This is a genomic window from Streptomyces sp. 3211.6 (assembly GCF_003634815.1).
Classification (GTDB): domain Bacteria; phylum Actinomycetota; class Actinomycetes; order Streptomycetales; family Streptomycetaceae; genus Streptomyces; species Streptomyces katrae_A.
In genome coordinates this window covers 4,704,792-4,717,337 of sequence record NZ_RBXC01000001.1, presented here as the reverse complement: position 1 = coordinate 4,717,337, position 12,546 = coordinate 4,704,792, and the positions used below count along the sequence as shown (strand labels likewise).

Annotated in this window: 13 protein-coding genes; all 13 read right to left on the bottom strand. The window is 73.3% G+C overall.

From position 1 onward, the window contains the following. Positions 1-21: 21 nt before the first annotated feature. The 13 genes from BX286_RS37900 to BX286_RS21795 all read right to left on the bottom strand — a co-directional run bounded on the left by BX286_RS37900 (position 22) and on the right by BX286_RS21795 (position 12,401). A complete protein-coding gene (locus tag BX286_RS37900; RefSeq protein ID WP_121016102.1) occupies positions 22-510 on the bottom strand; it encodes a barstar family protein in 489 nt (162 codons plus the stop codon). A 58-nt stretch (positions 511-568) separates the two neighbouring features. After that, positions 569-961 (bottom strand): YccF domain-containing protein, encoded by a 393-nt coding sequence (locus tag BX286_RS21850; RefSeq protein ID WP_121016100.1) that lies wholly within the window; start codon positions 959-961, stop codon positions 569-571. Next, positions 958-1,821 carry a zinc metalloprotease HtpX gene (htpX, locus tag BX286_RS21845; protein ID WP_079429272.1) on the bottom strand — a complete coding sequence of 288 codons (864 nt, stop codon included), beginning with the start codon at positions 1,819-1,821 and terminating at the stop codon, positions 958-960. The genes BX286_RS21850 and htpX overlap by 4 nt, the downstream gene beginning before the upstream one ends. Before the next feature lie 236 nt (positions 1,822-2,057). Beyond that, a complete protein-coding gene (locus tag BX286_RS21840) occupies positions 2,058-3,593 on the bottom strand; it encodes an NADH-quinone oxidoreductase subunit N (protein ID WP_079429271.1) in 1,536 nt (511 codons plus the stop codon). Further along, positions 3,590-5,143: a NuoM family protein gene (locus BX286_RS21835; RefSeq protein WP_100864132.1), complete on the bottom strand. Its 1,554-nt coding sequence runs from the start codon at positions 5,141-5,143 to the stop codon at positions 3,590-3,592. Before BX286_RS21835 ends, BX286_RS21840 begins: the two co-directional genes overlap by 4 nt. Before the next feature lie 38 nt (positions 5,144-5,181). Further along, the gene (locus BX286_RS21830; protein ID WP_121016098.1) at positions 5,182-7,185 is read right to left on the bottom strand and encodes an NADH-quinone oxidoreductase subunit L; all 2,004 of its coding nucleotides are present in this window, start codon (positions 7,183-7,185) and stop codon (positions 5,182-5,184) included. Then, a complete protein-coding gene (gene nuoK, locus BX286_RS21825) occupies positions 7,182-7,541 on the bottom strand; it encodes an NADH-quinone oxidoreductase subunit NuoK (RefSeq protein ID WP_100863086.1) in 360 nt (119 codons plus the stop codon). The genes BX286_RS21830 and nuoK overlap by 4 nt, the downstream gene beginning before the upstream one ends. Further along, positions 7,541-8,230, bottom strand: a complete 690-nt coding sequence (locus BX286_RS21820) for an NADH-quinone oxidoreductase subunit J (RefSeq protein ID WP_260338025.1) — start codon at positions 8,228-8,230, stop codon at positions 7,541-7,543. Before BX286_RS21820 ends, nuoK begins: the two co-directional genes overlap by 1 nt. Continuing rightward, positions 8,230-8,856 (bottom strand): NADH-quinone oxidoreductase subunit I, encoded by a 627-nt coding sequence (locus BX286_RS21815; protein ID WP_121016096.1) that lies wholly within the window; start codon positions 8,854-8,856, stop codon positions 8,230-8,232. The genes BX286_RS21820 and BX286_RS21815 overlap by 1 nt, the downstream gene beginning before the upstream one ends. Continuing rightward, a complete protein-coding gene (locus BX286_RS21810; RefSeq protein ID WP_079429267.1) occupies positions 8,856-9,824 on the bottom strand; it encodes a complex I subunit 1 family protein in 969 nt (322 codons plus the stop codon). The genes BX286_RS21815 and BX286_RS21810 overlap by 1 nt, the downstream gene beginning before the upstream one ends. Then, entirely contained in the window at positions 9,821-11,404 is a 1,584-nt protein-coding gene (locus BX286_RS21805; protein WP_121016094.1) for an NADH-quinone oxidoreductase subunit C, read from the bottom strand. Before BX286_RS21805 ends, BX286_RS21810 begins: the two co-directional genes overlap by 4 nt. Continuing rightward, on the bottom strand, positions 11,401-12,003 hold the full coding sequence (locus BX286_RS21800; protein WP_079429265.1) for an NADH-quinone oxidoreductase subunit B: 603 nt from the start codon (positions 12,001-12,003) through the stop codon (positions 11,401-11,403). The genes BX286_RS21805 and BX286_RS21800 overlap by 4 nt, the downstream gene beginning before the upstream one ends. After that, positions 11,994-12,401 carry an NADH-quinone oxidoreductase subunit A gene (locus tag BX286_RS21795; RefSeq protein WP_121016092.1) on the bottom strand — a complete coding sequence of 136 codons (408 nt, stop codon included), beginning with the start codon at positions 12,399-12,401 and terminating at the stop codon, positions 11,994-11,996. Before BX286_RS21795 ends, BX286_RS21800 begins: the two co-directional genes overlap by 10 nt. Positions 12,402-12,546 lie beyond the last annotated feature (145 nt).

Genomic DNA, 12,546 nt, shown 5'->3' with positions numbered 1-12,546 from the left:
CCGTCCGGGCCTGTGGACAACTCAGGCCAGCACGACCTCGACGTGCTTCTCCCGGAAGAAGGAGAGCAGTTCGGGGAAGGTCACCGGGTAGGCGGTCAGCGGCCGTACGCCCAGGCAGCGGCGGGCCGTCTCGTGGTCGTGCCAGACGAGGGTGAACGGCCCGGTCGCCCCGAATCCGCCGGTGAGGGCGTCCGAAAGGCCGTTGAGGCAGCGGCCGAAGTACCCGCCGGGGCCGTTGACGGCCTCGCCGAGGGCGCAGAAGAAGCCTTCGGCGTCGGTGACGTGCCGCCCGTCGAGGTGGTAGGTGCCGCCGGCCGGGCGGTCCTGGCCCGGCCAGTGGTGCAGGGCCGGGTCCAGCCAGCGGGCCCGGCCGGTGGCGTCGAACGGCGCCCACAGGTTGGGGACGGCCGGACGGCCCGCTGCGGGTACTCCGGCTGCAGCTCGTAATGGCGCCGGGGCGGCTCCGGCGGGTCGGCGAAGAGGTTTTCCGCCTCCTCGCACAGGGCCCACAGCTGCTCTTCCTCGTGGTCCTCGTCCTCGCCCCGCAGGGCGAAGCGCGCGCCGGCCGTCACCGGGAGGCGAAGGGGGCGTCCGTGGGGACGATTTCGCGGCCCAGGGGGAGGAGGGAGAGCGGGACCATCTTGAAGTTGGCGATGCCGAAGGGGATGCCGATGATCGTGACGCAGAGGGCGAGACCGGTGGCGATGTGGCCCAGGGCCAGCCACCAGCCGGCCAGGACCAGCCACAGGACGTTGCCGACGCAGGACGGGGCGCCCGCGTCGCGGCGCTCGACGGTGGTGTAGCCGAAGGGCCACAGGGCGTAGACGGCGATGCGGAAGGCCGCGATGCCGAAGGGGATGCCGATGATGGTGACGCAGAGGATCAGGCCGGCCAGGCAGTAGCCGAGGAACAGCCAGATCCCGCTGAGTATGAGCCAAATGACGTTCAGGATGGTTTTCACTGGCTGCGGCCTGCCATCTGTTCGAGCCGGGCGATGCGCTCGGCCATCGGGGGGTGCGTCGAGAACAGCTTGGAGAGCCCCTGGCCCGGGCGGAAGGGGTTGGCGATCATCATGTGGCTCGCCGTCTCCAGCCGGGGCTCGGGGGGCAGCGGAAGCTGTTTGGTGCCGGCGTCGAGCTTGCGCAGGGCGCCGGCCAGGGCGAGGGGGTCGCCGGTGAGCTGGGCCCCGGAGGCGTCCGCCTCGTACTCGCGCGAGCGGCTGATGGCGAGCTGGATCACCGATGCCGCCAGCGGGCCGAGCAGCATGATCAGCAGCATGCCGAAGATGCCGGGGCCCTCGTCGTCGTTGGAGCGGCCGACCGGGATCAGCCAGGCGAAGTTCACCAGGAACATGATCACGGAGGCCAGGGCTCCGGCGACCGACGAGATGAGGATGTCCCGGTTGTAGACGTGGCTCAGCTCGTGCCCGATGACCCCGCGCAGCTCGCGCTCGTCGAGGATGCGCAGGATGCCCTCGGTGCAGCAGACGGCGGCGTTGCGCGGGTTGCGGCCGGTGGCGAAGGCGTTGGGGGCCTCGGTCGGCGAGATGTAGAGGCGGGGCATGGGCTGGCGCGCGGACGTGGAGAGCTCGCGGACCATGCGGTAGAGCTGGGGTGCCTCGAACTCGCTGACGGGCCGGGCGCGCATCGCGCGTAGAGCCAGCTTGTCGCTGTTCCAGTACGCGTACGCATTCGTCCCGAGGGCCACCAGGACGGCGACGATCAGGCCGCCCCGCCCGAAGAAGCTGCCGATGACGATGATGAGTGCGGACATCCCGCCGAGGAGTACGGCGGTCTTCAGCCCGTTGTGCCGGCGGTGCACGGTACGCCCTCCAAGTGGTGCGTCAGGGGAGCCCCGTCGTGGATCTGAGGGTCTTCGGTCCAGTGGACCCTCCCTCTGGGGTCAACGCGAGGTGGCGTCGCGTGGTTCCCGGGGCGCGTCGGGGCGCCGCCGCCCCGGTGGCACGGGCCGGGGGCGGCGGTGGGGGTTGCTCCGTCCGGGTGAGGGCCCGTGGTGGGCCGGGCTACTGCGCGGTGCGGGCTACAGCGCGGTGCGGGCTACAGCGGGAAGAGGGTGCCGGCGGCGAAGCGCAGGACCAGCTGCGGGGCGCCGGACAGGACCAGGGCGGCCGCGGCGGTGAGGGCGATGGCCGCCGTGAGGGGCCAGGGGGCCTTCGTGCGGACCGCCGGTCCCTCCCCCGCGGTCTGCGGGGTGCGGAAGAGGAGGGCCGTCCAGCGCAGGTAGTAGTACAGGGCGACGACGACGTTGACGGCCATGACCACGGCGAGCCAGCCCAGTCCGGCGTCGACGGCGGACCGGAAGACGGTGACCTTGGCGAACAGGCCGATGATGCCCGGCGGCAGCCCGGCCAGGCAGAGCAGGAAGAACGCCAGCGACAGGGCCGCGGCGGGACGCTCGGCGTACAGGCCGCGGTAGTCGCGGATCCGGTTCAGCGGCCGGGTCCTGGCGACCAGCGCGGCGACGGCGAAGGCGCCGAGGTTCACGGCCGCGTACATGAGCGCGTAGGCGACGGTGGAGCCGATCTGCTCGCGCTCGGAGTAGGCCGCCGCGGCGATCGGTACGAGCAGATAGCCGGCCTGGCCGACGGAAGACCAGGCCAGGAGGCGTACGGCGCCGTGCGCGCGGTCCGCGGACTGGCGCAGCGCGGCGGCGTTGCCGAGCGTCATGGTGAGCGCGGCGAGCACGGCCAGGGCGGGGCCCCAGACGTCGGAGTACGCGGGGAAGGCGATCACCGTGACGAGGATCAGGCCGGTGAAGCCGACGGCCTTGCCGACGACCGACAGGTAGCCGGCGACGGGCAGCGGGGCGCCCACGTAGGTGTCGGGGACCCAGAAGTGGAAGGGGACGGCTGCGGTCTTGAAGGCGAAGCCGACGAGGGTGAGGGCGACGCCCGCCATGGCGAGGGTGTCGAGCTGCCCGGGGACGTCCTCCAGCCGGTCGGCGACCCGCGTCAGGTGCAGGGTGCCGGTGGCGGCGTAGACGAGGCTGACGCCCATCAGGGAGACGGCGGTGGCGGTGACCGAGGAGAGGAAGAACTTGAGGGCGGCCTCGGAGGACAGCCGGTCGCCGCGGCGCATGCCGACGAGGGCGAAGGCGGGCAGCGAGGCGACCTCGAGGGCGACGATCAGGGTGGCGAGGTCGCGGGAGGCGGGCAGCAGGGCGGCGCCGGCGGCGGAGGAGAGCAGCAGGAACCAGTACTCGCCGGCCGGGATCCGGCCCTCGCGGACGACGGTGACCGACAGCAGGGCGGTGACCAGGGCGCCGGCCAGGACGAGGAACTGGACGACGAGCGCGAAGTGGTCGGCGGTGTAGCTGCACGCGCCGGGGTCGGCGGTGAGGCAGAAGGTGGTGCGGTCGCCGGCGCGCAGCGGAAGCAGGGCGGCGGTCGCGGCGGCCAGGCCGGCGACGGAGATCCAGCCGAGGACGGGCTTGCGCGCCTCGGGCAGGAAGAGGTCGGCGACCAGGACGAGCAGTGCGACGGCGGCGGGCACGACCACGGGCGTGATCGCCGGCCAGTCGACGGACTGGACCAGGCTGGGGGTGTCGGCGGCCAGGGCCGTCAGGGCCGTCATGCGTTGCCTCCTGCGAGGAGCTTCTGGACGGCCGGGTCGGTCAGGCCGAGGAGGGTGGCGGGCCACAGGCCGGCGAGGACGGTGAGGGCGACGAGCGGGGTCCAGGCCGCGAACTCGTAGCGCTGGACGTCCGCCAGGGTGAGTTCGGGGCCGGCCTTGGGGTCGCCCATGCAGACGCGCCGTACGACGACCAGCAGGTAGGCGGCGGTGAGCAGGGTGCCGAACGCGCCGAGGGCCATGTAGGTGAGGAAGGCCGGGCGGGACAGGCCCGCGGCCGGATCGAACGCGCCGAACAGGGCCAGCATCTCGCCCCAGAACCCGGCCAGCCCGGGCAGGCCGAGGGAGGCGACGGCGGCGAAGGCCAGGAGCGCGCCGAGGCGGGGGGCGCGGCCGTAGAGCGCGGCGCCGGTGGCTCCGGCGAGGGTGTCGAGGTCGGCGGTGCCGTAGCGGTCCTTGAGGGCGCCGACCAGGAAGAAGAGGAGGCCGGTGATCAGGCCGTGGGCGATGTTCGCGAACAGCGCGCCGTTGACGCCGGTGGGGGTCATCGAGGCGATGCCGAGCAGGACGAAGCCCATGTGGCCGACGGAGGAGTACGCGATGAGGCGCTTGAGGTCGCCCTTGTTGCCCTTGCGGGCGAGGGAGAGGCAGGCGAGCGACCCGTAGACGATGCCCACGGCGGCGAGGGCGCCGAGGTAGGGGGCGAAGGTGTGCATGCCGTCGGGGGTCACGGGGAGCAGGATCCGCACGAACCCGTACGTGCCCATCTTCAGCAGGACGCCCGCGAGGAGCACGGAGCCGACGGTGGGCGCGGCGGTGTGGGCGTCGGGCAGCCAGCTGTGCAGGGGCCACATCGGGGTCTTCACGGCGAGGCCGGTGCCGATGGCCAGGACGGCCAGGATCTGGGTGGTGTGGGTCAGTGCGCGGCCGTTGTCAGAGGCGAGTGCCACCATGTCGAAAGTGCCGCTGTTCAGTCCGATCAGCAGCAGTCCGAGGAGCATGACCACGGATCCGAGGAGGGTGTAGAGGATGAACTTCCAGGCGGCCGCCTGCCGCTGAGCACCGCCCCAGCGGGCGATGAGGAAGTACATCGGGATGAGGACCATCTCGAAGGCGAGGAAGAACAGCATCAGGTCGAGGACGGCGAAGGTCGCGAGGGTGCCGGACTCGAGGACGAGCAGCAGTGCCACGAAGGCCTTCGGGGAGGGGCCCTCGGGGAGCTTGAAGTAGCTGTACACCGCGCAGAGGAAGAACAGCAGCGCGGTCATCAGGAGGAGGGGGAGCGAGATGCCGTCGATGCCGAGGTGGATCCGGATGTTCAGCGCCTGGATCCAGCTGATGTCCGTCGTCGCCTGGAAGCGGGACGGGGCGTCGTGGTCGAAGCCCAGGGTGAGGGCGACGGCCGCGGCGAGGATGACACCGGTGACGGTGACGCCGTGGCGGAGCACGGCCTGTTCGGGGCTCCTGCCCTTGAGTCCCGGCGGGGCCGGCAGGAGGGCCGCGACGGCGCCGAGGAGCGGTGCGGCCACGATGAACGCCAGAAGGAACTGCATCACGGACGGGCTGATATCGATCACGGCTGACTCTCGGCTCACGATCCGGCGTTGAGGTTGGCGAGGACGGCGGTGGCGATCGCCAGGACCACGGCGCCGGCGAGCAGGGCGCTCAGGTAGCTCTGCACGTTGCCGGTCTGGGCCCGGCGTACCAGGCTGCCGAGCAGCCGGGGTCCGGCGCCCGCGCCGCGGACGTAGGTGTCGACGACCTCGCGGTCGAGGAAGCGCACCAGGCTCGCGCCCGCGCGCACGGGGCGGACGAAGAGCCGGTCGTAGACGGCGTCGAGGTGGAAGCCGTCGGCGGCGTGCCGGTGCAGGGGGCCCAGGAGGGCCCGGCCGGGGTCGGCGGCGGGGGCGGCCGGTACGGCGGGGTGCTCGTGGCTCACCTCGGCGACCTCGGGGGTCTCGGCGGCGGACTCGGCCGCCGCGACGGATGCCGGGACGGCACCTCCGTTGCGGATGCCCGCGGCGGCCCTGGCGGTGGCGCGCTGCCACAGGGCGTAGGTCAGGATCACGCCGATGAGGGCGGCGCCGGTGCCGAGGACCGAGGTGGTCACGGTCGGGGTGAGCGCCTTGCCGTCGAACCAGTCGGCGAGGGGGCCGGCGGCGAGGCCGAAGGCGATCGAGGGGACCGCCAGCAGCCACAGCACGCCGGTCATGGCGACGGGCTCCTTGCCGTGGTCGGGGGCGGCCGCGCCGCGGCCGCGGAAGGCCATCAGCCACAGCCGGGTGGCGTACGCGGCGGTGAGCAGCGCGGTCAGCACGCCGGCGACGAGCACCACCCATCCGGCCGCGCCGGGGACGAGGCCGGAGTGTCCGCCGGCGGCGTGCTCGGCGGCGACGAGGACGGCTTCCTTGGAGAAGAAGCCGGCGAAGGGCGGGATGGCGGCGAGCGCGAGCAGCGCGATCGTCATCGTCCAGAAGGCGTCGGGGATGCGCTTGGCCAGGCCGTCCATGCGGGACATGGCGGCGAGGGAGTTCGTGCCGGCGGCGTGGATGATCACGCCGGCGCCGAGGAAGAGCAGCGCCTTGAAGGCGCCGTGGGACAGGAGGTGGAAGACGGCGGCGCCGCGGTCGCCGACGGCCAGGGCGCCGGTCATGTAGCCGAGCTGGCCGACCGTGGAGTAGGCGAGGACGCGCTTGATGTCGTCCTGGGCCAGGGCGGCGAGCGCCGAGCCGACCATCGTGGTCGCGGCCATGACGGCCATGACCACCAGGGCGGCGCGGGAGGCGGTGAAGACGGGGAGGAGGCGGGCGATGAAGTACACGCCGGCGGCGACCATCGTCGCGGCGTGGATCAGCGCGGAGACCGGGGTGGGGCCGGCCATGGCGTCGGGGAGCCAGGTGTGCAGCGGGAACTGCGCGGACTTCCCGGCGACGCCGGCGAGCAGGAGCAGCGCGATGAGCGTCGGGTGGTCGAGCCCGCCCGCGGCGACGGTGCCGAGGATCTTGGTGATCCGGAAGGAGCCGGCGTCGGCGGCGAGCGCGAACAGTCCGATGAGGAAGGGGACGTCACCGAGCTTGGTGACGAGGAAGGCCTTGAGGGAGGCGGAGCGGGCCGCTTCGGTCTCCCAGTAGTGGCCGACCAGGAAGTACGAGCAGATGCCCATGACCTCCCAGCCGACCAGCAGCACCATCAGGTCGCCGGAGTAGACGACGAGCAGCATGGCGGAGGTGAACAGTGAGACCAGAGCGGCGTACGACGGGTAGCGCGGGTCCTCGCGGAGGTACGCCGTCGAGTAGAGCTGTACGCAGGTGGCGACCACGGCGACCAGAACGGCGACCAGGACGGCGAAGCCGTCGAGGTGGAGCGACAGCTCGACCGGCACCGAGCCGGTCGGGGTCAGCTCCGTCGCGGTGTCGATCGCCCTGCCGCCTCCGTGGCGGAAGGCGACGAGTACGGCGAGGACGGCCGAGGCCAGGGCCGGCAGGACGGCGAGCGGCCTGACGAAGCCGGGCGCGGTCCGGCCGAGGAGGAGTCCTGCCACCGCTCCCAGGAAGGGGAGGAGGGGGACGAGGAGCGCGAGGGTCGTGGTGCTCACGCGGCGACCTCCGGCCGGGCAGTGGTGTCTTCGGGCTGGCCGGGCTCGTGGCCCTCGGCGGTGTCGCGCAGCTTGTCGACGTCCGAGGTGCCCCGGTTGCGGTACACCATCAGCACGATCGCGAGGCCGATGCCGATCTCGGCGGCGGCGATGGCGATGGTGAAGAGGGTGAGGGCCTGGCCGGCGTGCAGGGTGTCGCGCAGCCAGACGTCGAAGGCCACCAGGTTGAGGTTGACGGCGTTGAGCATCAGCTCGACGGACATCAGGACCAGGATGGCGTTGCGGCGGGCGAGGACACCGTAGAGGCCGGTGGCGAAGAGGAGGGCCGCGAGGACGGCGGGGTAGGCGAGGTGCATCAGCTCTGCCCCTTCCCGGCGTCCGTGCGGGCCGGGGCGTCCGTGCGGGCGGCGGCGGCGGCCGCGTCGGCGGCCTCCTCGGCCGGGGTGGAACGGCGGGAGAGCACGATCGCCCCGATCAGGGCCGCGAGGAGGAGGACGGAGAGGGCCTCGAAGGGCAGCACCCAGTGCTGGAAGAGGATCTCGCCGGAGACCTTGGTGGAGCCCTGGGCGGGGCCGTCGAGGTCGATCCAGGTGGTGCGGAAGGCGTCCGCGACCACCCAGACGAGGGCGGCGCCGGCGGATCCGGCGACGCCGAGGGCGACCCACCGGTTGCCGGAGTCGGCGTCCGGGGAGCGGCCGATGGGGGCCTTGGTGAGCATCAGTCCGAAGAGGAGGAGGACGACCACGGAGCCGAGGTAGATCAGGACCTGGACCCAGGCGATGAACTCGGCGGTCAGCAGCAGGTACTCGACGGCGATCCCGCCGAGCGCGACGACCAGCCAGAGGGCGGCGTGCACGAGCTGCTTGGTGGTGACCGTGACGAGGGCCGCGCCGAGGGTGGCGAGGCCGACGAGGACGAAGGCGATCTCCACGCCGGTCGGCGAGAGGAAGCCGGGGCCGGGTGCGGGGGCGGGGCCGCCGGGCGCGGCCGCCGTGACGGCGGCCGCGGCCTTGGCCGCGGCTGCGGTGAGGTGGGCGGCGTACATCAGGCGGTGCCTCCCGCCGGCGTGTCGGGTGTGTCGGGGGTGGCGTCGGCGGACGGGTCCGCCGTGGCTTCGGCGGCGGCCGCGGCGGCTGCCGCCTCGGCGGCTGCCGCCTCGGCCTTCTCGGCGGCCTTGCGGGCGGCGGCGATCTCCTTCGGCTCCTCGGCGCAGGGGTCCAGCGCGGGCGGGGCCGGGACCGTCCACATCCACTCGCGCAGCTTGTCGCGCTCGTGGGTGAGGTCGTGGATGTCGGTCTCCGCGTACTCGAACTCCGGCGACCAGAAGAGGGCGTCGAAGGGGCACACCTCGATGCAGATGCCGCAGTACATACAGAGGGAGAAGTCGATGGCGAAGCGGTCGAGGACGTTGCGGCTGCGCTCGCGGCCGCCGGGGGTGGCGGCCGGCACCGTCTCCTTGTGGGAGTCGATGTAGATGCACCAGTCGGGGCACTCGCGGGCGCACAGCATGCAGACCGTGCAGTTCTCCTCGAACAGGCCGATGACCCCGCGGCTGCGGGGCGGGAGCTCGGGCTGTACCTCGGGGTACTGGGCGGTGTGCGCGCGCTTGGTCATCGTGCGCAGGGTGACGGCCAGGCCCTTGGCGAGGCCGGATCCGGGGATCGGGGGCATTACTGGATCGCCACCTTCACGATGCCGGTGAGCGCGATCTGGGCGAGCGCGAGGGGGATGAGTACGGTCCAGGCGAGCTTCTGGAGCTGGTCCTCGCGCAGGCGCGGGTAGCTCACGCGGAGCCAGATGACGACGAAGGCGAGGACGGCGGTCTTCAGGAGGGTCCACACCCAGCCGAGGCCGTCGCCGCCGAAGGGGCCGTGCCAGCCGCCGAGGAACAGGACGGTGGTCAGGGCGCACAGGACGACGATGCCGGCGTACTCGGCGAGCAGGAACAGCGCGAAGCGCAGGCCGGTGTACTCGGTGTACGCGCCGAAGATGATCTCGGAGTCGGCGACGGGCATGTCGAACGGGGGCCGCTGGAGCTCGGCGAGGCCGGCGGTGAAGAAGACGAGCGCGCCGATGATCTGCCAGGGCAGCCACCACCACTCGAAGGCGCCCACGATGCCGGGCAGCGACACCGTCCCGGCGGCCATGGCCACGGAGGCGGCGGCGAGCAGCATCGGCAGCTCGTACGCGAGCAGCTGGGCGGCCGTGCGCAGGCCGCCGAGGAGGGAGAACTTGTTGGCGGAGGCCCAGCCGCCCATCAGACTGCCGAGCACGCCGACGCCCATGACGGCGAGGACGAAGAAGAGGCCGGCGTCGATGACCTGGCCGACGGCGCCCTCGCCGGGGCCGATGGGGATGGCGAGGAGGACGAGGAGGTAGGGCAGCAGCGCGACGGCAGGGGCGAGCTGGAAGATCCGCCGGTCGGCGTTGGCCGGGACGATGTCCTCCTTCTGCGCGAACTTCACGCCGTCGGCGACGAGCTGGGCCCAGCCGTGGAAGCCGCCGGCGTACATGGGGCCGAGGCGGCCCTGCATGTGCGCCATCACCTTGTGCTCGGTCTGCCCGATGACGAGCGGGAGCACGAGGAAGACGGCGAAGACGACGATCAGTCGCAGGGCGACGTCGAGGACGTCGTTCACGCGTCGCCTCCGGAGGTGTCGGTGTCGGTGTCGGTGTCGGGCCCGGTTTCGGGCTGCGGGCGGGGCTCGGGCGCCGGCTCGTCGAAGGCGGGCTTCGGGTTGTGCCAGGGCGCGTCCGCGCTGCGCGGGGCCGGGCGCCTGGGAGCCTCCGGCTCCGGCGCGGGGGTCTGACTGGCGGACCCGTCCGAGGCGGACCGGCTGCGCCGCGCGGGGCGCGGGGCGCCGGCCGGGCCGTCCGTCGCCGGGGCCGGGCCGGCCTGGCCGGCGGACCCGTCCGCTGCGGCACGGGTACGTCGCGCCGGGCCCGGGGTGCCGGGCTCCGAGGGCGTCGCGTCTGGGCCGGTCTGGCTACGCCGCTCGGGGCGCGGGGCCTCGGCGGCCGGGTCGCCCGGTGCGGCGGCCGAATCGTCCGGCGACGGGGCCGCCTGGCTCGCGGAACCGTCCGCTGCCGAGCGGCTGCGGCGGGCCGGGCGCGCGGCGGACTCGCCGGGTGCGCCGGCCGCTTCCCCTGCCGGGGCGGCGTCGGCCGCCGCCGGGGCCGTCTGGCTCGCGGAGCCTTCCGACGCCGAACGGGTGCGGCGCGTGGCGCCGGGGGCGGCCGGCGCGCCCGGGGTGGCCGGCTCGGCCGCTGCCGGGGCGGCGTCGGCCGCCGCCGGGGCCGTCTGGCTCGCGGAGCCTTCCGACGCCGAACGGGTGCGGCGCGTGGTGCCGGGGGCGGCCGGCGCGCCCGGGGTGGCCGGCTCGGCTGACGCCGGGGTGGCGGCGTCCGCTGCCGGGGCCGTCTGGCTCGCGGAGCCTTCCGACACCGAGCGGGTGCGGCGGGGAGGGCGGGCGGTGGCGGCCGGGGGCGTCGGGGCCTCCGGCTCGCCGGCCGGGAGGGCCGAGCCCGGGGTGGTCTCCGTGGCCGGGCGGGGGCGGCGGGTCGGGGCGCCCTCGCGCGGGGGGCGGGTGGCCGCGCCCGCCGTGCGGGGGGTGCGGGCCGGGCGGGCCGGGGCCGGGGGGAGCTGGCCCTTGAGGGGGCCCCACTCGTTCGGGTCCGGGACGCCGGGCGGGAGCATCTGGCGGCGCTTGGGCGCGTCCGGGTCGTGTGCCTCGCCCGGCTCCTTGGCGCCGGGCCACGCCTTGGCGACCCGGGCCGCCAGGACGAAGTCCTTGCGCAGCGGGTGGCCCTCGAAGTTCTCGGGGAGCAGGAGGTGGACGAGGTGCGGGTGGTCGGTGAAGGTCACGCCGAACATCTCGTACGTCTCGCGCTCGTGCCAGGCCGCGCCCGCGTAGACCGCGACCGCCGAGGCCAGGGTCGGGGCGCTGTGCGGGACGGTCGTGCGCAGCAGCAGGCGGCGTACGCGTCCGCCCTCCAGGGCGACGACGTGCGCGCAGATCCGGAAGCCGGTGCCCGGCTCGTCGACCGCGCTCAGCCAGTCGAAGTAGGTGCACCCCAGCTTGTCGCGGGCGATCTCCAGCGAGGCGATCCAGGAGCCGGCCGGGACGTCTACGGTGAGGACGTCGTACGCGACGGAGGCCACGGCCTCGGCGCCGAAGACGGTCGGGGCAGCGTCGGGGAGGGAGTCGTAGAGGTTCACGCGCCGGCCCCCGGGGCGGGCGGGGGCGTGACCAGGCCGCTGGTGAGCTGCGCGACGGACGGCCGGTCCGCGTACCGCTCGGCCAGCGACTCCCGGGCGATCTTCTCCTGGAGCTTGAGGATGCCCTGGAGGAGCGCCTCGGGGCGCGGCGGGCAGCCGGGCACGTAGACGTCGACGGGGATGATCTGGTCGACGCCCTTGGTGACCGAGTACGAGTCCCAGTACGGGCCGCCGCAGTTGGAGCAGGCGCCGAAGGAGATGACGTACTTCGGTTCGGGCATCTGCTCGTAGAGCCGCTTGACGGCCGGGGCCATCTTGTCCGTCACCGTGCCCGAGACGATCATCAGGTCGGCCTGGCGCGGGCCCGGTGCGAAGGGGATGACACCCAGGCGGATGAAGTCGTGCCGCGCCATGGACGCGGCGATGAACTCGATCGCGCAGCAGGCGAGCCCGAAGTTGAAGACCCACAGGCTGTAGCGGCGGCCCCAGTTCAGGACCACCTTCATCGGCTCGGGAGCCAGACGGGAGAGGACCCCCAGTCGCCTGGGTTCCGGGAGCGGAACGGGCTCGGGTGTCACGGCAGCCGGTGTCACGTCCATTCGAGGACGCCCTTCTTGTACGCGTAGAGCAGGCCCACGGCCAGGAACCCCAGGAAGACGAACATCTCCACCAGGGTCGTGGCGCCGTAGCCGGCGGCGGCGAACACCGTCGCCCAAGGGAAGAGGAAGATCGAGTCGACGGCGAAGATGACGTAGAGGAACGCGTAGACGTAGTAGCGGACCTGGGTGTGCGCCCAGCCCTCCCCCACGGGGTCCACACCGCATTCGTACGTCAGCAGCTTCTCGGGGGTCGGGGCCACGGGCCGCAGCAGGCGGCCCGCGCCGAAGGCCACGGCGACGAAGAGCACGCCGAGGACGGCGAGCAGGCCGACGACCGAATAGCCGTGGAAGTAGTCCGCGGCGGTCACGGCCCCGGTCGGTACCGTTGGTTCGGGCACGTCCGTTCCTCGCTCCTCGGCCACTGTCGACGTTCTCGTTGATCTGGTACGGACGGGAGTCTAGGCCCTGGTCCGCACGGGGTGGGGTTACCCCCCGTTTACTCCCGCCTGGCCACCCCATGGCATTGCCGGGGTGGGATTGGCA